Source organism: Streptomyces sp. NPDC002886 (assembly GCF_042888445.1).
Lineage (GTDB): Bacteria > Actinomycetota > Actinomycetes > Streptomycetales > Streptomycetaceae > Streptomyces.
In genome coordinates this window covers 100,850-123,699 of sequence record NZ_JBIAPV010000009.1, presented here as the reverse complement: position 1 = coordinate 123,699, position 22,850 = coordinate 100,850, and the positions used below count along the sequence as shown (strand labels likewise).

The following is a 22,850-nucleotide window of genomic DNA, read 5'->3' as shown; positions in this document are numbered from 1 at the left end:
ATGGTGACGTTTGCGCAGGCGCAGGAGCGCGCCGAGGAATGGATCAACGGGGACGTGCCCGCGTACCAGCACCGCGAGGTGCGCGTACGGGAGTTCGGACTCGGTTTCGTGGTGTGGGCGGAGGACCGCCCCGCGGGCCCGGTGTCGGGGGGCGGCCGGCAGCGGCTGGTCATCGCGCGGGACAGCGGGGAGGTGACGCTCTGGCCCGGCCTGCCGGTGGGTGAGGTGATCCGCCGCTACGAGGAGGAGTACGGGGCGTCGGCCGTGCAGGCCGAGGCTTCGGTGCCGGTGCCGCGCATCGACTCGGAGCAGACCTCGTTCATGCTGAGTCCGCCGGAGTGGCTCCAGGAGGCGGCGGACCGGGCGGGCATCCCGGCGGCCCCGGCCGCCCCCGTGAGCCCGGCCGCTCCGGTGGCGGTGGCCGCTTCCGCGGAGCCGGTGGCGGAGCCCGTGCCCCTGCGGCGCGGGGGAGAGGTCCCCTACGAGCCGACCGCCAACGACGGGGTGCCCGCCGAGGTCCCGACCGGGGCCACGCCCTGGGCCGGGACCGACGTGAACCCCGGTGCGGACTCCGTGTCCGTACCGCTGCCGGCGACGGTGTTCGCGCCGCCGCTGTCCGGATCGGACCTGGACGACGCCCCGGCGTCCTCGGGGCCGGGCCCGGAGGCGCGCACGACCCTGATGCCCCGCGGCAGTGAACTGCCGAAGACCGCCGTCGTGCCCGCGCTCGACCCGGAGTCCGGGCCGGGGCGGGGGCCGGCGTCCGGCGGCGATATCGCCGACGCGCCGACGAGCAAGGCCCGGGTCAACCGGTCCGCGGCCCCCTCGCCCGTGACTCCGCCGGGGCCGCCCGGTGCGCCGGGCGGGGCCGCCGAGTCGCCCTCGTACGCCGCGACCATGCTGGCGGGCCCCGGTGGTCCGCGGCAGCCCGGTCCGCCCGGAGCTCCGGGGGCGCCCGGCGTGCCCGGTGCGCCCGGTGGCGGGCTGGATCATGCCGCGACGATGCTGGCGGGTCCGGCCGTGACGGGGCAGCCGCCCGCGCCTCCCGGTCCGCCGGGGGCTCCCGGGGCTCCCGGGGCTCCGGGGTCGGCGGGGTCGTCGGGTGGGCGCGGGGACGCGTACGCCGCGACGATGCTGGCCGGTCCCGGTGGTCCGCAGCCTCCCGGCCCGCCCGGTCCTCCCGGCCGGCCCGGTGTTCCGCCGGGCGCCGGGCAGCCGCCGGCGCCGCCCGGCCCCCCTGGCGTGCCCGGTGGCGGGCTGGATCATGCCGCGACGATGCTGGCGGGTCCGGCCGTGACGGGGCAGCCGCTCGCGCCTCCCGGTCCGCCGGGGGCTCCCGGGGCTCCGGGGTCGGCGGGGTCGTCGGGTGGGCGCGGGGACGCGTACGCCGCGACGATGCTGGCCGGTCCCGGCGGGCCGCAGCAGCCCGGTCCGCCCGGTCCCGCGCCGCAGGCACCCGTACCGGCGCCGCAGGCACCCGCACCCAACCCCGGGGTGCCCACCGTCGGCCCCGGCTACCAGGCTGTGCTGCGCTACCGCGCGCCCGACGGCTCCGAGCAGCAGCTCATCCGCCGTTCCGCGCCCGGCACCCCGCACCCCGAGTGGCAGATCCTGTACGAGCTGCGGGCGATGAACGTGCCTCCGCAGCAGGTGCTGGAGCTGCACACGGAGCTGGCCTCGTGCGAGCTGCCCGGCGGCTACTGCGCCCGCATGATCCGGGAGACCTGGCCGCAGGTCCGGATCACGAACGTGGCCCCGTACGGAACGGACCACGCGGGCCGGCAGCAGGGCATGCGGCACCTGCTGACCCACCAGGGCGAACTGCACCAGGTGGCGGACGGCCCGGCGCGCCCCGCGCCGGTGCGCGCACCGCTGCCGCAGGTGCCCCTGCAGCCGGCGATCCCGCTGGACGCGATCGCGCAGGAACTGGCGGGGGCGTTCGGCCCGCAGGGGGTGTTCCGCTTCGAGCAGCGCGCGGTGTCCCGCCAAGGCGTACCGGAGATCGTGGCGCAGACGCTGATGTGGTCGGGTCTGCCCGTCGACTTCGGGCCGTTCTTCTGGGCCCAGGCCGTACCGGGTGCCCCGCTGCCGACGCTGGCCGAACTGGCCGCGCAGCGGCAGGTGCAGCCGGCCTCGGACGCGGGCTCGTACCTGGTGGTGGGCAGCGACTTCGGCAAGGCGCTGTGCGTGCAGTACGGGACCGCGCACATCGTCGCGGTACCGGTGGAGAGCGGACCCGGCGGGGCGCCGGTGCCCCCGCAGTTCGTCAACTCCTCGCTGCCGCAGTTCGTACGGTCCCTGGCGATGCTGGGTCACATGTGGCGGCTGCGCCAGCATCTGACGCCGGAGCAGGCGGGCCGCTGGACCGTCGATTTCCAGGCGAATCTGGCGGGGCTGGACAGTGCGGCGCTCGCGTCGCCGGAGAACTGGTGGTCGGTGCTGCTGGAGCAGATGTGGGACGGCCTCCTCTGATCCTCGGCTGATCCGGATGGCCGGGTCGTGACCCTCGAACGGGGTCTCGGCCCGGCCATTCGGGCTTCCGGGAGCAAATGACGCATCCTTGGCAGGAACCCCCGCGAGAGAGGCGCTTCCAGGATGAGTGCACCCTTTACGACCGTGCGTGGCCGTGGCTACCGGGCGGAAGAGGTGGACCGGTACCTCGCCCGGCTGTCGGGCGGCCGGGACGACGCCTGGGAGCGGGTGGCCCGTCTGACCGTGCTGGCCAGGGACATGGAGGCGGAGGCGGAGCGGCTGCGCGTGGTGGTCTCCGGACTGGCCCCGCAGACGTACGACGAACTCGGCGAGCGGGCCCGCCGGATCCTGCTGCTGGCCGAGGAGGAGTCCGAGAGCCTCCGGGGTGACGCGCGGGCGGACGCCCTGGCGACGGCGGGCGCCGCCGAGGCGCACGCGGACCGGGTGACGGAGCTGGCGCGCGGCGACGCGGAGGCGGTGCGCGAGCAGACCGAGGTCCGGGCCCGGCAGGCGCTGCTGCGGGCGGGGCGCGAGGCGGACGACGCGCGGACGGAGGCGCGGGACGACGCGGCGGCGTGGCGGGCCGAGGCGGCTGCCGTGCTGGCGGACACGGCGCGCCGGGCGGAGGCGATGCTCGCCGAGCGCGAGCAGGAACACGGGGAGCGCTGGGACGCGGCGGAGCGGGAGCTGGCGGCGCGGGAGGCGGAGATGGCGGCGCGGGAGGCGGAGCTGGAACGGTACGCGGAGTCCCGGCTGGCGGAGGCGAAGCGGGCGTTCGCGCAGACCCAGGAGACGGCGCGGCACGGGCAGGAGGACGCGGAGGCGAGGGCGGCGGAGCTGATCGCGGAGGCGCGGGTGCGGGAGGAGAGGGTCGGTCGGGAGACGGAGCGGATCCTTCGGGAACACGGGGAGTCCCAGGACGAGATGCGGGCCCACATGAACCACGTCCGCTCCAGCCTTGCGGCGCTGACGGGGCGTGCGCCGGCGGAGGGCTAGGCCTGGGGCGCCTCGATCGGCGGGGCTTGGTTGCTGCGGGTGGGGTCGGTGCCGGGGGCGGGGTGGGGTGTTGGCCTGGACTGCATGATTTAGGCGCCCTGCCTCCGACTCCGACAGGGTGCGGCGTGCTCTAGCGCCACAAATCACGTTTTACGTCCAGGCCAACACCCCACCCCGCCCCCGTCCCCGACCCCGGTACCCCGTGCCATTTCAGCCGTCCGGCGTTTGAGGACCGGGGTCTGGGGCGGAGCCCCAGAGGGGTCCGGGCAGCGCCCGGGGAACGGTGGAAGGGTGGGTAGGGGAACTCCGCCCCGCAGGGCCCACCCGGCCGCATCCGCGCGGAGGCCCCGCGCAGCGGTGTGGGTGCGTCAGGACGGTTGAGTGGGCGGTGGGCCGTACGGGGACGGGTCGCTGCGGAGGCCGTGGGTGGTGACCATCACCGTGAAGGCGGGCGGCGCCGAAGGGGGGAGGGGGGCCGACAGGGCCCCCCGCGGGGTGACGGTGGTCGGGAGGGGCGTGCCGTCCAGTTCGATCCGGGGGGCGTCCCCGAAGCCGCCGCCCTCGACCGAAAGGAGGCCGTCCGCGACGGAGACCCGGGTGATCACCGGATTGCCTCGGACCGCCACCTTGTTCAACAGGTACGCGCCGGCCGGCGCCCCCGTCAGCGCCCACATCTCGGAGGGCAGTTTCGGCAGCCCGCCGCCCACGTCCGACAGGAAGAACGTGACGACGTAGAGCATCGTGACCGCGCTCAGGGCGACGTACTGCAGGTCGACCAGGTCGGTCCGGCCGCCGTCGTTCGCGATCAGGTCGTGGATCGGCCGCCGCCCCGTGCCCTTGGGCGCGGGTTTGGCCATGGAGCCCCGCTCCACCCGCATGCCGACCACGGCCTTCGCCGCGATGAGGGCGGCGTACGGGCCCCCGAGCAGCGGGAGGTAGACGGTGGTCAGGGAGGACAGGGGGCCCTCGGGGCCCTGGAACCAGTCGACGCCGCCGCCCGCGGTGAGTCCGTAGCCGAGGGTGGCCAGGAGCAGCCAGAGCAGGATCACGGTCCAGGCCAGGGCGAGCGTGGTCGAGGTGGAGAGGCGTCCGTCGCGGCCGGTGACGAACCCGGGGTGGCGGAGCAGGCGCAGGACGATCGGGCCCGCCAGGGCGGCGAGTAAGGCGAGTGCGAAGAGCGCGGACGTCATGTGTGGTCCCCCCGGGAGTGCGGCGTCTCCGAAGAGGGTTACCGGTTCGGTCCGGGCATGACAAGTTGCCCGGTTTCAGCCCTCGCGCTGCTCCGGCAGCACCGGGAACCGCCGCGGCGCCACCAGCAGCAGCACCAGCGCCGACGCGGCCGCCGCCAGGGTCGCGCCGAGGAAGATGTGGTCCCCGGCGGCGGCCACGGCCCGGCGCAGGTACTCGGCGGCCTCGGGGGCGAGGAGGCCGGGGTGGGCCAGGGCCTTGGAGACGTCGTCCAGGTTCGAGGGGAGACCCGCCACCGGGGCGTCGGCCAGCCGGCCGGCGATGGTGGCGTTGGCCACGGCCCCCAGGAGAGCGGCTCCGACGCTCTGCCCGACGTTGCGGCAGAACAGCACCGAGGCCGTGGTGGTTCCGCGCTCCTGCCAGCCCACCGTGGACTGGACCCCGACGATCAGCGGGAGCTGGAAGAGGCCGAGGGCCCCGCCCAGCAGCAGCATGATCAGGACGGGCTGCCAGACCGGCGGGGGGTAGGGGAGCAGGGTGAAGGCGCCGAGGACGGCGGCGGCCAGGGCGACCCCGGTGGCGGCGGTGTCGCGGAAGCCGATGCGCCGGTAGACGTGCTGGGCGAGGGCGGCGCTGATCGGCCAGCTCAGGGTCATCGCGGAGGTGACCAGGCCGGCGCCGGTCGGGCCGAGGCCCAGGACGCTCTGGGCGTACGTCGGCATGAAGACCATCGGGGCGACCATCAGCAGCCCGAGCCCGGCCATGGCCAGGTTCACGGCGGCGATGGTGCGCCGGCGCCACACCCAGCCGGGCAGGATGGGCTGCTCGGCCCGGCGTTCGATCCGGACGACGAGCGCGCCCAGCGCGGCGCTGGCGCCCAGCAGCCCCAGCGAGGGTGCCGACAGCCAGGGCCAGGCGACTCCGCCCTGCACCAGCGCGAAGAGCAGCAGCCCCCCGCAGGCGAAGACGGCGACGGCCCCCCGCCAGTCGACCGGGCCGGTGCGGCCGGGGGGCAGGGTGGGCTCGACCAGGTGGCGGCTGATGATCCACAGGGCGGCGGCGGCCAGCGGCAGGTTGAGCAGGAAGATCCAGCGCCAGTCGGTGTACGTGGCGATCAGCCCGCCGAGCGCGGGGCCGGCCAGTGCCGAGGTGGCCCAGACCGCGGACATCCGGGCCTGGATGCGCGGCCGTTCCCTGAGCGGGTAGAGATCGGCGGCCAGGGTCTGGACGGTGCCCTGCAGGGCGCCGCCGCCCAGGCCCTGGAGGATCCGGAAGGCGATGAGGGCGGCCATGTTCCAGGCGGCCGCGCACAGCAGCGAGCCGAACAGGAAGAGGCTGATGCCGAGGAGCAGGACGGGCTTGCGGCCGTAGGTGTCGGAGAGCTTGCCGTAGACGGGCAGGGTGACGGTTCCGGCCAGGACGTAGCCCGAGAAGATCCACGAGAAGACGGCGAAGCCGCCGAGGTCGCCGACGATCTGCGGGACGGCGGTGGCGACGATGGCGGCGTCCAGGGCGACGAGGCCCATGGTCAGCATCAGGGCGGCGACGACGGCCGTACGGGGTCGCTCGGGCGGGGGCTGAGCCCCGGGGGCTGGGGCTGGAGCCGGGGTCGTGGCCGGGGTCGTGGGCGGACCCGGCGTGGCACCCTTCTTGGCGGAGGCTTGGTCTCCGGATCCGGCGGCTCCGCCCCGGGGTATGCCTCCGGCACTGTCGCCGGTACTCGCGCCCGCGCTCTCCCCTGAGCCCATGAAAAACCCTTCCCCCCGTGCGTACCTGCGCGGACACCATCTCACTGCGGCATTGCGGGGCGGTATCCCCTCAGTGCGCCTCGTCCCAACGGGCGAGATCCCCTAGGGGTTGGTCCTCATAAGGATCCAGGGGCGCTTCGTCCCAGGGGAGGAGGAGGAAAGCGCGCGGGGGTCCTTAACTGGTGTCTACAGGGCGGGAGTCCGGGGGGTAGGGCTAGCACCCCTATGGATACGGCGATTGGCACCAGCGCGCCGCGGCACCCCGCCCAGCAGACTTCGAATGAAGCGCGTCACAGCGCGCCGAGTGACATCGAACCGACGACCGTACGCGGCAGAACGAGGGGAAACACCGTGACAACGGCTATGACCGAAACCAGGCACGGGGGTACTGGAGGGCATGAGGCCGTCGCGGCGCGGGCGCGGAAGGTCGTCAAGGCCTACGGCTCCGGCGAGACGCGGGTGGTTGCCCTCGACGCGGTGGACGTGGACATCCACCGCGGCCGGTTCACCGCGATCATGGGGCCCTCGGGCTCCGGCAAGTCCACGCTGATGCACTGCCTGGCCGGCCTGGACACGGTGACCAGCGGCCAGATCTTCCTGGACGACACCGAGATCACCGGGCTGAAGGACAAGAAGCTCACGCAGCTGCGCCGGGACCGGATCGGCTTCATCTTCCAGGCCTTCAACCTGCTGCCGACGCTCAACGCCCTGGAGAACATCACGCTCCCCATGGACATCGCCGGCCGCAAGGCCGACCGGGAGTGGCTGAACCGGGTCGTGGAGACGGTGGGCCTGGCGGGCCGCCTCAAGCACCGCCCGACCGAGCTCTCCGGCGGCCAGCAGCAGCGTGTGGCGGTCGCCCGCGCCCTGGCCTCCCGGCCCCAGATCATCTTCGGCGACGAGCCGACCGGAAACCTCGACTCCCGGGCCGGCGCGGAAGTCCTCGGCTTCCTGCGCCGTTCGGTGAACGAGCTGGGCCAGACCATCGTCATGGTCACCCACGACCCGGTCGCCGCCTCCTACGCGGACCGCGTCATCTTCCTCGCGGACGGCCGGATCGTGGACGAGATGCACCGGCCCACCGCCGACCAGGTCCTGGACCGCATGAAGGACTTCGATGCCCGTGGGCGGACGTCATGACCGTCATGAAGACCGCGCGGCGCAATTTCTTCGCGCACAAGGGGCGGATGGCGCTCTCCGCCGTGGCCGTCCTGCTGTCCGTCGCCTTCGTCTGCGGGACGCTGGTGTTCACGGACACCATGAACACGACCTTCGACAAGCTGTTCGCGGTCACCAACTCCAATGTCACGGTCAGCCCGAAGGAGGTCGAGAGCAGCGGGGAGACCCCCGACACCGGCAAGCCGCTGTCGCTGCCCGCCTCCGTCGTCGGCCAGGTGGAGAAGGCCGAGGGCGTGAAGTCCGTCGAGGGCGGCGTCTTCTCGATGGCGGTCACCGTCGTCAACTCCAAGAACGAGAACCTCGGCTCGACCAGCGGAGCCCCGACGCTGTCGGGCAACTGGACCGAGAACGAACTGAAGTCGATGAAGATCATCGAGGGGCAGGCCCCGCGCGGCCCCACCGACGTGATGATCGACAGCGACACCGCGAAGAAGCACCACCTGAAGCTCGGTGACGACATCCGCACGATCACCGTCACCGGTGACATCCGCTCCAAGATCACCGGTATCGCCGCCTTCACCGTGACCAACCCGGGCGCGACCGTCGTCTACTTCGACACCGCCACCTCGCAGCAGAAGCTGCTCGGCGCCCCCGACGTCTTCACCCACGTGAACGTCGCCGCCAAGGACGGGGTGAGCGACGCGCAGCTCAAGGCGAATGTCGCCGCCGCCCTCGGCGCCGACACCTACAAGCTGCAGACCGCGAAGGAAGCCGCGGACGCGAACAAGAAGAACATGGACTTCCTCGACATCATGAAGTGGGTGATGCTCGGCTTCGCCGCGATCGCCTTCCTCGTCGGGATCTTCCTGATCTTCAACACCTTCTCGATGCTGGTCGCCCAGCGCACCCGTGAGATCGGCCTGATGCGGGCCATCGGGGCGAACAGCGGCCAGGTCCTCAAGTCGGTGGTCATCGAGGCCCTGCTCCTCGGCGTGGTCGGCTCGATCCTCGGCGTCGGCGCCGGCGTCGGCCTGGCCGTCGGCCTGATGCAGCTCATGAATCAGATGGGCATGAGCATGTCCACCGACGACCTCACCATCGCCTGGACCACCCCGGTCATCGGCATCGTCCTCGGCGTCGTCGTCACCGTCGTCTCCGCCTTCATACCCGCCCGCCGGGCCGGCAAGGTCTCCCCGATGGCCGCCCTGCGCGAGTCCGGCACCCCCGGCGACAAGAAGGCCGGACGGATCCGCGCCGCCCTGGGCCTCGGCCTCACCGGCATCGGCGCCGCGGCCCTGTACCTCGCCGGCACCGCCGACGCCGCCGGCACCGGAGCGCAGTGGCTGGGGCTGGGTGTCCTGTTCACCCTCATCGGCTTCATCGTGATCGGCCCGCTCCTCGCGGGCGTCGTGGTCCGGGCCCTGTCCGCCCCGGTGCTGCGGCCCTTCGGCTCCATAGGCCGCCTCGCCGAGCGCAACGCGCTGCGCAACCCGCGCCGCACCGGTGCCACCGCCGCCGCGCTGATGATCGGCCTGGCGCTGGTCGCCTGCCTGTCGGTGGTCGGCTCCTCGATGGTGGCCTCGGCCACCGACGAGCTCGACAAGTCGGTCGGCGCGGACTTCATCGTCCAGTCCCAGACCGGGCAGCCGGTCGTACCGCAGGCCGAGGAAGCGCTGCGGGCCACACAGGGCCTGGCGCACGTCACCGCCTACCGGGAGGTCGACGCCAAGATCACCGCCCCCGACGGCAGCTCCGAGATCTACGGGCTCGGGGTCCAGGACCCCACCTACGCCAAGGACATCCGCCGCAAGATGATCGCCGGCGAGCACGCGGACGCGTACAAGCCGGGCTCGATGTCGGTGGGCTCCGAGTTCGCCACGAAGCACCGGGTGAAGCTCGGTGACGAGCTGACGGTCGCCTTCACCGGCGGCAAGACCACCAAGCTCAAGGTCGCGGCGATCACCAGCGACGAGGGCAACCTCGACAAGGGCATGAAGTACGTCAGCACCGCCGTCGCCGAGGCGAACCTGCCCGCCGACAAGATGCCCCGGCCCTTCATGGTGCTGGCCACCGCGAAGGACGGCCAGGACGACGCCGCCTACGCGGCGGTCAAGTCGGCGCTGGCCGAGTACCCGCAGTACCAGGTGCTCAACCAGACGGACTACAAGCAGGCGCTGAAGGACCAGGTCGGCCAGCTGCTGAACGTGGTCTACGCCCTCCTCGCCCTCGCGATCATCGTCGCGGTCCTGGGTGTGGTGAACACCCTGGCCCTCTCGGTGGTCGAGCGGACCCGCGAGATCGGCCTGATGCGCGCCATCGGTCTCTCCCGCCGCCAGCTGCGCCGCATGATCCGCCTGGAGTCCGTGGTCATCGCCCTCTTCGGAGCCCTGCTGGGCCTCGGTCTGGGCATGGGCTGGGGCGCCACCGCCCACCAGCTCCTCGCACTGCAGGGCATGAAGATCCTCGAGATCCCGTGGCCCACCATCCTCGGTGTGTTCGCCGGCTCCGCCCTGGTCGGCCTGCTGGCCGCCCTGGTCCCGGCCTTCCGGGCGGGCCGGATGAACGTCCTGAACGCGATCGCCAGCGAGTAGTCACCGGTCGGTCGTTCGGGGGAGCCCTGGCCCCGCCCCGCCCTTTCGGGTGGGGCGGGGCCGGGGTCGTTCCGGAGGGCACCGGGTGCTCGCCGTCACCCCCACGGGGGACCCGGATCCCACGCGCGGGTGTCGGAGCCGCGTCGTAGGGTGGGAACCCCCGGCCCGTTCGACGTGTCGGGTCCTTCGCGTTGCCGCCTCGCGGGGACGCGCCGCACCTCACCGGACGGAAAGCCGCCTTCATGAGCCTGCACGGACTGCTCGACGCCGTCACCCGGGACCCCGCACTCGCAGAGGCGATCACCGCGGCCGGTGACGGCAACCGCATGCACGTGGACCTCGTCGGCCCGGCCGCCGCGCGGCCCTTCGCCATCGCCGCGCTGGCCGCCCGTACCGGGCGCACCGTGCTCGCCGTCACCGCCACCGGCCGGGAGGCGGAGGACCTGGCCGCCGCGCTGCGCTCGATGCTCAACCCCGACGAGGTCGCGGAGTACCCCTCCTGGGAGACGCTGCCGCACGAACGGCTGAGCCCGCGCAGCGACACCGTGGGCCGCCGGATCGCCGTACTGCGCCGCCTCGCGCACCCCAGCAAGGACGATCCCGCCGCAGGCCCGGTCTCCGTGGTCGTCGCGCCGATCCGCTCCGTGCTCCAGCCGCAGGTCAAGGGGCTCGGGGACCTGGTCCCGGTGAGCCTGCGCCAGGGCGAGAGCGTGGACCTCGGCGCGGTGACGCAGGCACTCGCCGCAGCCGCGTACGCCCGGGTGGAGCTCGTCGAGAAGCGCGGCGAGTTCGCGGTGCGCGGCGGCATCCTCGACGTGTTCCCGCCCACCGAGGAGCACCCGCTGCGCGTGGAGTTCTGGGGCGACGAGGTCGAGGAGATCCGCTACTTCAAGGTCGCCGACCAGCGCTCCCTGGAGATCGCCGAGCACGGCCTGTGGGCCCCGCCCTGCCGGGAACTGCTGCTGACCGACGAGGTGCGCGGGCGCGCCGCGGCCCTCGCCGAGCTCCACCCCGAGCTGGGCGAACTGCTCCACAAGATCGCCGAAGGCATCGCCGTCGAGGGCATGGAGTCCCTGGCGCCGGTCCTGGTCGACGACATGGAGCTGCTGATCGACGTACTGCCGGCCGGTTCGATGGCCGTCGTGTGCGATCCGGAGCGGGTGCGGACACGGGCCTCGGACCTGGTGGCGACCTCGCAGGAGTTCCTGATGGCCTCCTGGGCCGCCACGGCCGGCGGCGGCGAGGCCCCCATCGACGTGGGCGCGGCCTCGCTCCGCGGGATCGCCGACGTACGGGAGCACGCGCGCGAGCTCGGCATGATGTGGTGGTCGGTGTCCCCCTTCGCCGCCGATGAGGCGGGCGCGACCGGCCGCGACACCCTCAGCCTCGGCATGCACGCCCCCGAGGCCTACCGCGGCGACACCTCCCGCGCGCTCGCCGACACCAAGGCCTGGCTCGCCGACGGCTGGCGCACCGTCTACCTCACCGAGGGCCACGGCCCGGCCGCCCGCACCGTCGAGGTGCTCGGCGGCGAGGGCATCGCGGCCCGCCTGGAGGCGGACGTCAACGTCCTGGAGCCCTCGCTGGTCCACGTCTCGTGCGGCTCCCTCGACAACGGCTTCGTCGACCCGGTCCTCAAGCTCGCCGTCCTCACCGAGACCGACCTGACCGGTCAGCGCACCGCCACCAAGGACCTCGGCCGGATGCCGACCCGGCGCCGCAAGACGATCGACCCCCTCACCCTGGAGGTCGGCGACTACATCGTCCACGAGCAGCACGGCGTCGGCCGCTACATCGAGATGGTCCAGCGCACCGTGCAGGGCGCCACCCGCGAGTACCTGCTCGTCGAGTACGCGCCGGCCAAGCGCGGGCAGCCCGGCGACCGCCTCTACATCCCCACCGACCAGCTGGAGCAGGTCACCAAGTACGTCGGCGGCGAGGCCCCGACGCTGCACCGGCTCGGCGGAGCCGACTGGACCAAGACCAAGGCGCGCGCGAAGAAGGCGGTCAAGGAGATCGCCGCCGACCTCATCAAGCTCTACAGCGCCCGCATGGCGGCCCCCGGCCACACCTTCGGCCCCGACACCCCCTGGCAGCGCGAGCTGGAGGACGCCTTCCCGTACGCGGAGACCCCCGACCAGCTCACCACCATCGCCGAGGTCAAGGAAGACATGGAGAAGTCGGTCCCCATGGACCGGCTGATCTGCGGAGACGTCGGCTACGGAAAGACCGAGATCGCGGTCCGCGCCGCCTTCAAGGCGGTCCAGGACGGCAAGCAGGTCGCCGTGCTCGTCCCGACCACCCTGCTGGTGCAGCAGCACTTCGGGACCTTCTCCGAGCGGTACGCGCAGTTCCCCGTCAAGGTGAAGGCGCTGTCGCGCTTCCAGAGCGACAGCGAGTCCAAGGCGACGCTGGAGGGCCTCAAGGAGGGCTCGGTCGACATCGTCATCGGCACGCACCGGCTGTTCTCGCAGGAGACGAAGTTCAAGGACCTGGGCCTGGTCATCGTCGACGAGGAGCAGCGGTTCGGAGTCGAGCACAAGGAGCAGCTGAAGAAGCTGCGCGCCAACGTGGACGTGCTGACGATGTCGGCGACCCCGATCCCGCGCACCTTGGAGATGGCCGTCACCGGCATCCGCGAGATGTCCACGATCACCACCCCGCCCGAGGAGCGCCACCCGGTCCTGACCTTCGTCGGCCCCTACGAGGAGAAGCAGATCGGCGCCGCGATCCGCCGCGAGCTGCTCCGCGAGGGCCAGTGCTTCTACATCCACAACCGGGTCGAGTCCATCGACCGGGCGGCCGCCAAGCTGCGCGAGATCGTGCCCGAGGCGCGCATCGCGACGGCGCACGGCCAGATGTCCGAACAGGCCCTGGAACAGGTCGTGGTGGACTTCTGGGAGAAGAAGTTCGACGTCCTCGTCTCCACGACGATCGTCGAATCCGGCATCGACATCTCCAACGCCAACACCCTCATCGTCGAGCGCGGCGACAACTTCGGCCTCTCCCAGCTGCACCAGCTGCGCGGCCGCGTGGGCCGTGGCCGCGAGCGCGGGTACGCGTACTTCCTCTACCCGCCGGAGAAGCCGCTGACCGAGACCGCGCACGAGCGGCTCGCGACGATCGCCCAGCACACCGAGATGGGCGCCGGCATGTACGTGGCGATGAAGGACCTGGAGATCCGCGGCGCGGGCAACCTGCTCGGCGGCGAGCAGTCCGGCCACATCGCGGGCGTCGGCTTCGACCTCTACATCCGGATGGTCGGCGAGGCCGTGGCGGACTACCGGTCGGCCGTCGACGGATCGGTCGAGGAGGAGCCGCCGCTGGAGGTCAAGATCGAGCTGCCGGTCGACGCGCACGTCCCGCACGACTACGCGCCGGGCGAGCGGCTGCGCCTCCAGGCGTACCGGTCCATCGCGGCGGCCAACTCCGAGGAGGACGTCAAGGCGGTCCGCGAGGAGCTCACCGACCGCTACGGCAAGCTGCCGGAGCCGGTGGAGAACCTGCTGCTGGTGGCCGGACTGCGGATGCTCGCCCGTGCCTGCGGGGTCGGCGACATCACCCTCCAGGGCCCCAACATCCGCTTCGGGCCGGTGGAGTTGCGCGAATCGCAGGAGCTGCGGCTGAAGCGGCTCTACCCGGGGTCGGTCATCAAGCCGGCCGCGTCGCAGGTGCTGGTGCCGCGGCCGAAGACGGCCAGGGTGGGCGGGAAGCCGCTGGTCGGACGGGAACTGCTCGGCTGGACCGGGGAGTTCCTCGCCACGATCCTCGGTTCGTAGGCGGGGCGCCCGTAGCGACGGGTGTGGGTACGGCGACGGCCGCGTCGGGGACCTTCCGGTCCCCGGTCGCGGCCGTTCGCGTTCCGCGGGGGTTACTTGTTCGGGTCGTCGTCGATGCCGAGCTTCTCTTCCATCGTCTGCTGGGCCTTGTCGATCTGGTCCGCGTACTTGTTGCCGGTCTTCTCGTTGGCCTCTTGTTCGAGGTTGTCGGAGATGTCCTTGCCCTTGTCCTTGAACCTGTCGAAAATCCCCATGCTCGGGCTCCTTCCGTAATCCCGTCTGCGACGCTACGCCGGTTTGGGGCGGTTCGCCCGCTGGAGAGTCGGAACGTCCCGTAAAGGCAGGGAGTTTATGATCTTGTCCTATGCGTCCCCGCCTGCTGTTCTCCGCCCTCCTGCTCGCCTCCGCCGCCGCCGTCCCCGGCTGTGCGGCGCCCCCCGGGGCCGGGGCCGGTGCGAGTGCGAACGCACCCGGCCCGGCCAACGGGCCGGTGGCCCTGGCCTCGGTGGACGGGCTCGCGGTCAAGGGGCGGGCGCCGAAGACGGGGTACGGGCGCGAGCGGTTCGGCAAGGGCTGGCTGGACACCGACGGCAGCGGCTGCGGGACCCGCGAGGACATCCTCAAGCGGGACCTGGCCCGGACCACCTTCAAGGACGGCTGCAAGGTGCTGACCGGGGTGCTGGAGAAGGACCCCTACACCGGTGCCCGCATTCCGCACGAGCGGGGCCGCACCGGCGTGGACATCGACCACATCGTGGCCCTCTCCGACGCCTGGCAGAAGGGGGCCGGGGGCTGGGACAAGGGCAAGCGGATCGCCTTCGCCAATGATCCGCTGAACCTCCTCGCGGTCGACGCCGCGGCGAACCGCAAGAAGGGGGACGGTGACGCGGCCACCTGGCTTCCACCCGACCGCGGGTACCGCTGCCGCTACGTCGCGGCCCAGATCGCGGTCAAGCGGAAGTACGGTCTGTGGGTCACGGCCGGCGAGCGCGACGCGATGAAGCGGGTCCTGACCGGCTGCCCGGGGGAGCGCCTGCCGACCGGCGGCAATTCCACCCGCCCGCCGGAGCGGCTGCGCTGATCCGCCCCCGGATCCGCCCCCTGGTCCCGCCCTTTGGATCCGCCCCTTGGATCCGCCCCCTGGTTCGGCCCCTCCGAGCCCCTGCTGGAGCGGGCCTCGATCAGCTCTTCTTCCAGTCCTGGCAGTCGACCGTCGTGAAGAAGCCGTCCCCGGCGGCGATCGTCACGACGGCCTGGCCCTCGGGGTTCTCGTTGGCGATGACCGTGTCGAGGCTGCCGGTCGCGTCCTTGGTGCGCTCCCAGTAGCAGCCGCTGCCGTCCTCGGTGGAGCCGGCGGACTTGTAGGTGCCCGGGGCGATGTCGACGCCGACCTTGAGCATGCCGCCCTTGCCAGAGACGTCGGCCTTCGGAGTGCCCTTGGCCTTCGGGTCCACGAGCTCCCAGCCCTTGCAGCCCTCGGTCTTGAAGATCTTGTCGGTGGCGCCGATGGCCACGTAGGAGAGGCCCACGACGTTGGCGTTGTCGAGGATCGACTCCGGCTCGCCCTTGGAGTCCTTGGCGCGCTCCCAGTAGCAGTTGCCGTCGGCCTTGTTGCCCGCCGAGCGGTACAGGCCGGGCTGGACGTCGGAGCCGACCTGGAAGGTGCCGCTGCCCTTGATGGCCGACTTCGCCTTGCCCGCGGCGGGGGCCGCGGCCGGGGCGCTGCTCTTCGCCGCCGGCTTCGAGGCGGCCGCGTCGGCGCCCTTGTCGGTGGTGGTGTCGCCGCCGCATGCGGTGAGCGTCACGAGGGCGACGGCCGCGCCGCATCCCGCCAGGACCTCGGTGCGAGCGGCGCGGGCGATCCAACTGGTGCGCGTGGTGTGGGACATGTGTGTGGCTCCTGCCTGATCTGACGGCCTGTTCGGTGGGATCATCACAACAGAGCCTGTGAACCGAGTCAACGAGTTTCTGAGAGATTGTTAAATTCACACTGTGAATGGGTCTCTCCTCTTTGCAGCTGTATGCTCGCGCGCATGCCGGAGCAGAAGCCCCCCACCGAAGCCCCCACCGAAGCCGCCGTCGAAGCCCCCGTCGAAGCCGCCCCCGAAGTCACCGCCGCCGACATCGCCCGCCTCGCGGGAGTCGGCCGCGCCGCCGTGAGCAACTGGCGCCGCAGGCACGCCGACTTCCCCCGCCCCGTCGGCGGCACCGAGACCAGCCCCTCCTTCGCGCTGGCCGAGGTCACCGACTGGCTCCGGGCCCAGGGCAAGCTGGCCGAGGTCCCGCTGCGCGAGCGCGTCTGGCAGTACGTCGCGGCCCACCCCGGCGGCTCCGTGGCCGCGCTCGTCAAGGCCGGGAGCGCGCTGCTCCTCGTACGCGACCGGCCCAGGGAGTGGCTGGAGGCCGCGGCCGTCTCCGACGAGCGGATGGCCACCCTGCTCGCGCCCGCCATCGACCGGGTGCTCGCCCTGCGGTTCGGGCCCGTGCACCCGCTCGGAGCCGGCGCCCCCCTGGCGCCCGCCTCCGTGCCCTTCCTGCGAGCCGCCGCCGAACTCGCCGCCGAACTCGGCACCAAGGGCGCCTTCGAGTTCCTGCTCGGCCGACACCTCGAGGCCAACCCCCGCCAGTACACGCTCACTCCGGACGGCCTCGCCGCCCTCATGGCCGCCCTCGCCGGGCCCTCCCCCCAGACCGTCCTGGACCCCGCCTGCGGCACCGGCACCCTGCTACGGGCCGTCCCCGGAGCCATTACCCGCTACGCCCAGGACAGTTCGCCGGAACTCGCCTCCCTCGCCGCCCTGCGCCTCGCCCTCCAGTCGGACGCCCCGGTCCGCGCGGCGGCCGCCGACAGCCTGCGCGCCGACGCCTTCGCGCGCCCCGCCGCCGAGCCGGTCGACGCCGTGCTCTGCCACCCGCCGTTCAACGAACGCAACTGGGGCCACGAGGAGCTGTCCTACGACCCGCGCTGGGAGTACGGGCTGCCGGCCCGCGCGGAGTCCGAACTCGCCTGGGTCCAGCACGCCCTGGCCCACCTGCGGGAGGGCGGCACCGCCGTCATGCTGATGCCGCCCGCCGCCGCCGCCCGCCGCTCCGGCCGCCGCATCCGCGCCGATCTGCTGCGCCGGGGCGCGCTGCGGGCCGTCGTGGCCCTCCCGGCCGGCGCCGCGCCGCCGTACGGGATCCCGCTGCACCTGTGGGTGCTGCGCAGGCCCGCCCCGCACGCGGCGGCCCCCTCCGGGCTGCTCCTCGTGGACACCGCCGCACTCGCCGACGGTCCCGGACCGGGTACCGGGCGGGCCGGGTGGGCCGCCGTGCACGGCGCGGTGGAGGAGGCCTGGGCGGCGTACGAGCGCGGCGGCCCGGCCCCGGAGGTACCGGACGTTCCCGGCGTGCGCCGCGTGGTGCCGGTCGTGGAGCTGCTCGACGACGACGTGGACCTGACCCCGGCCCGCCACCTGCCGCCGCCCGCCGCGGGCGGCGGTGTGGCCGAGCTGACCGCCGTACGGGACCGGCTGGACTCGACGCTGACCCGCGCGGCCCGGCTCACCCCGCCGGCCCCGCCCGCCGCCTCCCCGGACCGTCCCGCCGCCGCGCCGGCCCGGCTGCCGCTGACCACCGTCGGCGAACTCGCCCGCGCCGGAGCCCTGCTGCTGTACACGGGCACCGGCAGCGGCGCGGGCGGTGCCCCCGTCCTGACCGAGTACGACGTGAGCGCCGGCACCGGCCCCTCCGGCACCCTGGCCGACGCCGCGGAACAGCCGCTGCTGACCGCGCCCGGCGATGTGGTCGTCCCCCTCACCGGTGGCGCCGGCGTGGCCCGCGTGGTCGACGCCGCCACCGCCGGGGCGGCGCTCGGCCGGGGCCTGCAGCTGCTGCGGCCCGACCCGGCCGCGCTGGACCCCTGGTTCCTGGCCGGCTTCCTGCGCGCCACCGCCAACAACCGGCGCGCCAGCAGCCACGCCTCCACCACGACCCGGCTCGACGTGCGCCGCCTCGAACTGCCCCGGCTGCCGCGGACGGAGCAGGAGGTCTACGGGGCGCGGTTCCGGGCGCTGGCCGAGTTCGAGGACGCCCTGAGGCTGGCCGCCCGGCTCGGGGAGCAGCTCGTACAGGGGCTGTACGACGGGCTGTCGGACGGCACGGTCCGGCCGGAATGAGCCCTCGGGCCGTCTCCGGCCGGGGCGGGCGACCGCCCGGGGCTGCGACCGTACAACGGTTGAGCGCATCCCCTCACTCCCGGCCGGGAACGCTGTATACGCTCTGACCCGGAATCCTCCGCGGTTTCCTCGTCCTTCCGCCTTTTCTCCGTCCTTCCTCCGCCCTTCCTCCGCACGGCCCGTCAGGAGCAGCGATGCACGGCCCCGGCACTCCGCCGCCCCACGGTCACCAGCCCAGCACCGGGGGCGTGGTGGCCCTGCGCGTGCTGTTCGCGCTGCTGCCCATCCTGAGCTGCGGGTTCCTCGCCTGGGGGACGATGCTGCGGCTCGCGCTGGTCACCCGCAAGCCCCGGGACTGGTGGCTGATGGGAGGCTCCATCGCGGCCGAGGTCGTCTCGCTCGCGCTGATCGGCGCGGACCCGACTCCCGACACCAGCGGCTGGCAGGGCAATGCGGGGGCCTTCGGCATCCTCCTGACCGGCCTCGCGGTGTGCATCTACTACCTCGTCGCCGAGATCCGGCACTTCGAGGCGCTCAAGGCCGGGCCCGCCGCGGCCGGCTGGTACCCGCCGCCCGCCTCCTCCTACGTACCGCCCCAGCAGCAGACCAGGCCCGCCTACGGCTACCCGCCGGTGGGCCAGACCGGCCCGCAGCAGCACCAGCAGCCCCACCAGACCCAGCCGCACCAGCCCCCGCAGCAGGCCCCCGAGCCCACGCCCGCCCCGACCCCGCCCCCGCGCATCGGGCAGGTCCGCGCCGAACTCGACGAGCTCAGCGAGCTCCTGCGCCGCCAGCAGCCGCCCCGCGACGAGGACCCCCGCCCGTGACGGACCGGCTCATCGGCGACCGCTACCAGCTCGCCACCATCCTCGGCCAGGGCGGCATGGGCCAGGTCTGGACGGCCTATGACCGGCGCCTGGACCGCCGCGTCGCGGTCAAACTGCTGCGCCCCGACAAGGTCGCGGGCCCCGGCTCCGTGGCCGAGGAGCTGCGCCGCCGCTTCGTGCGCGAATGCCGGGTCACGGCCCAGGTCGACCACCCCGGGCTGGTCACCGTGCACGACGCGGGCAGCGACGGCGACGAGCTGTACCTCGTCATGGGCTACGTCGAGGGCGCCGACCTCGCCGACCACCTCGCCGAGCACGACCCCTATCCGTGGCCCTGGGCGGTCTCGGTGATCGCGCAGCTGTGTTCGGTGCTGTCGGCCGTGCACGCGGTGCCGATCGTCCACCGGGACCTGAAGCCGCGCAACGTCATGGTCCGCCCCGACGGGACCGTGCTGGTCCTGGACCTCGGCGTCGCCTCGGTGATGGACACCGACACCACCCGCCTCACCAGCACCGGTTCGCCCATCGGCAGCCCCGCGTACATGGCCCCCGAACAGGCCATGGGCGGAGCCGTGGGCCCGCACACCGACCTCTACGCGCTCGGCGTGGTCCTGTACGAGCTGCTGTCCGGCAACGTCCCCTTCGCCGGCTCCACGGCGCTCGGGGTGCTCCACCGGCACCTGTACGAACCCCCGCTGCCGGTGCGCCAGTTGCGTCCCGAGGTCCCGCAGCAGCTGGAAGCCCTGCTGCTGAAGCTGCTGGCCAAGGACCCGCAGGACCGGCCCGCCTCCGCGCAGGCGGTGTACGCGGCCCTCGCCCCGCTGCTGCCCCACCACGGCTCGGGCGCCCCGACCGGCCCCCTCGACCCGACCCGCCCCTTCCTGCGCCCGCAGGCCCCCTGGCCCGACCGCGCCACCGTGATCCCGCCCCGGCCCGCGACCCCGCCCCCGCCGCCGCGGCCGGACGTCCCGGCGGCCGTGGAGGAGGCCAAGAAGCTCCTCGACCAGGGCAGGCTCACCCAGGCCGTGGACATCCTCGGTGGCATCCTCCCGGCGGCGGCCGAGCAGCACGGCGCGCACTCGCCGGTGGTCCGCTCCCTGCGCAAGCAGTACGCCGCCACCCTGATGGACGACGGCCAGTACCGCCGCGCCCTGCCCGAACTGCGGCGGCTCGCGGAGGAGTTCCCGGCCGGCGACCCGCAGTCCCTGCGCTTCCGCTACGACGCGGCGCAGTGCCTGGAGCAGCTGGGCGAACCGGCGGCCGCCCTGGCCGAGTACCGGGCGCTGCTGCCGCTCTTCGAGAACCACTACGCGAACCCGGACCCGGGCCTCCCGCTGGAGGTCCGCCGCCGGATAGCGCACCTGCTGCTCTCCCTCGGCGACCGCCCGGCGGCCCACGACACCCTGGCCCGCCTCCTCTTCGACGCGGAACGCCTGCACGGCCCGAACCACCCCTTCACCGAGGAGGTCCGCCGCACCCTGCTGTGGCTGGGTCAGGTCCGCTGAGGCTCCGGCCGGGTCCGCCGCCGCAGGGCCGGCAGGGCCACCAGGGCCGTCAGGACCAGCAGGGCCCCGGCCGCCACGGCCGCGCCCGGGACGAGGCCCGGGGGGCGGAAGGTACAGGCGATGCCGGTGGTGCGGCCGTCCAGCGGGATCGCGACCAGGCCCAGCCGGGCGGAGGCCGGGCGCCCGTTGCAGGTCCAGCCCGCGATCGCGGGGACGGAGAGCACCGCCGTCCCCGTGCTGCCCGGCGGGAGCACCGCGTGGACGCCCGAGGAGCCGACCCGTACGGACACCGCCGCCGTGGCCCGCAGCCGGGCGACGGCCGCGGTCAGCAGCGAGCGGTCCAGGCAGGACAGCTGCCGGTGCGCCGGCGCCGCCCCCTCGAAGAGCAGCGCCGAGGCCGGGCCGTGGGAGGGCCCCAGGGGCTGCAGGGCCGCCCTGTTGCGCGGCGGGTTGGCGTTCAGCCGGAAGGCCGCCCCGTCCGCGAGGCGGGCCGTCCCGTTGTACTCCGGGGCCCACAGGAAGGCCTCGGTCCCCGCCCGGCAGACCCCGGGGGAGAGCGGATCCTCGTACACCCGCGCGCCCAGCAGGAGTTCCTGGTTGGCGAAGGGCGAGGCCCCGTAAGCCGGTTCCACGCCCGGCGGGCGGACGGTGACCAGCGGCGGGACCTCCGCCCGCGCCACCGTGCCGTCCGGCCGCAGCCGGGCGCCGACGGAGAACACGGCGTCCGTCACCGGGTTGTCGAGGCTCTGCACGTTGCGCCCGCGCGAGGTCCAGCCCGCCCCGAGGGCCACCATGGTCCGCGTGAACAGGTCCGGGGTGTGGCTGCTGTAGTACGCGCCGCCCTCCCCGCCCAGCAGCATCGGGTCGTTGCCGGTCAGCGCCGGCCGCCCGGCGTCCGTGCGGTACGCGGGCCAGCCCTCGGCGCCCTTCAGGGCGTCGGCCCGCGCGGTGTGCGCCGCGCCCCACACCGGGTAGTCGTCCAGGCCCGCCAGCTTGCCCCGCTGCCCGTTGGCGGTGGTCGCCGCCGCCTGGACCACCAGCACCAGCGCCAGTACGGCCACCGCCGGCAGGACCAGCCGCCGGTGGCGCAGCGCCCACCAGGCGGCCCCCGCCAGGACCAGGCCGCCGCCGAAGAGGGCGAGGCCCCACGGGGTCGCCCGCCCGCTCCCGCTCGCCCCGAGCAGGACGGCCCCCAGCACTCCGGCGCCGCCCGCCAGTGCCCACGGCCCGGGCGGGCCGGCCGACAGCCCCGCCCAGGCGGCCATCACCACGATCCCGGCCAGCACGAAGGTCTGCCGGTACGGGCTGCCGTTGGGCGTCGCGAAGAGGTGCCAGGCCAGGTGCGTCGGCATCCACTGGAAGGACAGCAGCACCAGCAGGACGAGCCCCGTCCACAGCAGCCGCTCCCGCCCGGCCGCGGCCCGGTGGAAGGGCAGGGCCGCCGCGAGCAGCAGGGTCCCGGTGCCGATGAACAGGGCGGGGGAGGAGAAGGAGTAGGTGGCGGGCAGCAGCCGGGCCAGCAGGTCCTCGGCCGGCACCGGCACGAAGGGCTTGAACCACCCCGGGTAGGCCTGCTTCGAGCTCAGGAAGAGGGGCACGAGCACCGGCGCCGACAGGGCGACGCCCAGCACGGTGGCCAACGCCGCCCGCGCGAGGACGCGTAGCCGATCCGCCGCACCCTCCCGGGCGAGGAGCAGCCGGACCAGCAGCACCAGGGCCGCGCCCAGCGTCGCCATGTAGGCGGTGTAGAAGTTCGCCGTCCAGCAGAGCGCCACCACCACGACGGCCGCCACGGGCCGGCGCCCGCGCAGCGCCCACTCACCCGTCAGACACAGGAGCGGAAAGGCGATCAGCCCGTCCATCCACATCGGGTTGTACGAGGCCTCGATCACCGACCAGCCGCACAGCGCGTACGAGGCCCCGAGCAGCCCCGCCGCCCACCCCGGCCCGCGCCGCTGGGTGCGCAGCACCCAGGCCATCGCCGCCGCCGCGGCCGCCGCCTTGAGCACGGTGACCACGTACACCGCGAGGTCGATGTCCTGGCGCGGGAACAGCCCCACCAGGACGGCGAACGGGCTGGTCAGGTAGGTCCCGAAATCGGGCAGGAAGCTGGTCCCGTACCCGGACTGCCAGTTCAGCAGCAGCCCGCCCGCGGCGCGCCCGTGCAACAGGTCCCACAGGTGTGCGTGGAAGGGGACGAACTGATTGCCGAGGTCGTTGATGCTGCGGTGGCGCGGCCCGTACGGGAAGACGCGCGCCACGGCGTCTCCGGCGACCACGGCCACCACCGTGACCAGGGCGGCGAGCGCCGAGCCGAACAGGGACGGGCGGCGCGGGGAGCGGTGCGGTGTCGACATGGTGGGCCGACCGTGGCACCCCGGGTGGGCCGAAGGGTGGCCATTGAGGGACGCGAACCCCAACACCCCCGGAATCGTTGGTCGAACCAGTGGCTCTGATCACCCCGACTG

General features: G+C 73.7%; 14 protein-coding genes. 9 read left to right on the top strand and 5 right to left on the bottom strand.

Annotated features, from left to right (window positions below; translation table 11 throughout):
* Both ACFYYB_RS31695 and ACFYYB_RS31690 read left to right on the top strand, forming a co-directional pair.
* Positions 1-2,472 carry an SUKH-4 family immunity protein gene (locus ACFYYB_RS31695; RefSeq protein ID WP_389439641.1) on the top strand — a complete coding sequence of 824 codons (2,472 nt, stop codon included), beginning with the start codon at positions 1-3 and terminating at the stop codon, positions 2,470-2,472.
* 123 nt (positions 2,473-2,595) lie between these two features.
* Complete coding sequence (locus ACFYYB_RS31690; protein WP_389439639.1) at positions 2,596-3,468, top strand: DivIVA domain-containing protein; 873 nt, start codon at positions 2,596-2,598, stop codon at positions 3,466-3,468.
* Between the two features lie 368 nt (positions 3,469-3,836).
* On the opposite strand, the gene ACFYYB_RS31685 is transcribed toward ACFYYB_RS31690, so the two are convergent.
* Positions 3,837-4,658: a hypothetical protein gene (locus ACFYYB_RS31685; protein ID WP_389439637.1), complete on the bottom strand. Its 822-nt coding sequence runs from the start codon at positions 4,656-4,658 to the stop codon at positions 3,837-3,839.
* Between the two features lie 75 nt (positions 4,659-4,733).
* Entirely contained in the window at positions 4,734-6,404 is a 1,671-nt protein-coding gene (locus ACFYYB_RS31680; RefSeq protein ID WP_389439634.1) for an MFS transporter, read from the bottom strand.
* Positions 6,405-6,767: 363 nt separating this feature from the next.
* Here ACFYYB_RS31680 and ACFYYB_RS31675 point away from each other — a divergent pair, with 363 nt between their 5' ends.
* From ACFYYB_RS31675 to mfd, 3 genes are all read left to right on the top strand, one after another.
* Positions 6,768-7,544: an ABC transporter ATP-binding protein gene (locus ACFYYB_RS31675; RefSeq protein ID WP_389439632.1), complete on the top strand. Its 777-nt coding sequence runs from the start codon at positions 6,768-6,770 to the stop codon at positions 7,542-7,544.
* Positions 7,541-10,114: an ABC transporter permease gene (locus tag ACFYYB_RS31670; RefSeq protein ID WP_389439630.1), complete on the top strand. Its 2,574-nt coding sequence runs from the start codon at positions 7,541-7,543 to the stop codon at positions 10,112-10,114. Before ACFYYB_RS31675 ends, ACFYYB_RS31670 begins: the two co-directional genes overlap by 4 nt.
* A gap of 242 nt (positions 10,115-10,356) precedes the next feature.
* Positions 10,357-13,893, top strand: coding sequence for a transcription-repair coupling factor (gene mfd / locus ACFYYB_RS31665; protein WP_389439628.1), 3,537 nt, complete (start codon positions 10,357-10,359; stop codon positions 13,891-13,893).
* 92 nt (positions 13,894-13,985) lie between these two features.
* Here mfd and ACFYYB_RS31660 read toward each other — a convergent pair whose 3' ends face one another.
* On the bottom strand, positions 13,986-14,147 hold the full coding sequence (locus ACFYYB_RS31660) for an Rv0909 family putative TA system antitoxin (protein ID WP_327306380.1): 162 nt from the start codon (positions 14,145-14,147) through the stop codon (positions 13,986-13,988).
* 110 nt (positions 14,148-14,257) lie between these two features.
* On the opposite strand from ACFYYB_RS31660, the gene ACFYYB_RS31655 reads away from it, so the two are divergent.
* Positions 14,258-14,974, top strand: coding sequence for an HNH endonuclease family protein (locus ACFYYB_RS31655; protein ID WP_389439626.1), 717 nt, complete (start codon positions 14,258-14,260; stop codon positions 14,972-14,974).
* A 100-nt stretch (positions 14,975-15,074) separates the two neighbouring features.
* On the opposite strand, the gene ACFYYB_RS31650 is transcribed toward ACFYYB_RS31655, so the two are convergent.
* Entirely contained in the window at positions 15,075-15,782 is a 708-nt protein-coding gene (locus ACFYYB_RS31650) for a hypothetical protein (protein ID WP_389439624.1), read from the bottom strand.
* 144 nt (positions 15,783-15,926) lie between these two features.
* Here ACFYYB_RS31650 and ACFYYB_RS31645 point away from each other — a divergent pair, with 144 nt between their 5' ends.
* From ACFYYB_RS31645 to ACFYYB_RS31635, 3 genes are all read left to right on the top strand, one after another.
* Entirely contained in the window at positions 15,927-18,050 is a 2,124-nt protein-coding gene (locus tag ACFYYB_RS31645) for an N-6 DNA methylase (protein WP_389439622.1), read from the top strand.
* A gap of 194 nt (positions 18,051-18,244) precedes the next feature.
* Positions 18,245-18,877, top strand: coding sequence for a hypothetical protein (locus ACFYYB_RS31640; protein ID WP_389439620.1), 633 nt, complete (start codon positions 18,245-18,247; stop codon positions 18,875-18,877).
* A complete protein-coding gene (locus ACFYYB_RS31635; protein ID WP_327306385.1) occupies positions 18,874-20,382 on the top strand; it encodes a serine/threonine-protein kinase in 1,509 nt (502 codons plus the stop codon). Before ACFYYB_RS31640 ends, ACFYYB_RS31635 begins: the two co-directional genes overlap by 4 nt.
* Here ACFYYB_RS31635 and ACFYYB_RS31630 read toward each other — a convergent pair.
* On the bottom strand, positions 20,370-22,739 hold the full coding sequence (locus ACFYYB_RS31630) for a YfhO family protein (RefSeq protein WP_389439618.1): 2,370 nt from the start codon (positions 22,737-22,739) through the stop codon (positions 20,370-20,372). The two genes, ACFYYB_RS31635 and ACFYYB_RS31630, sit on opposite strands and share 13 nt — an antisense overlap.
* Positions 22,740-22,850 lie beyond the last annotated feature (111 nt).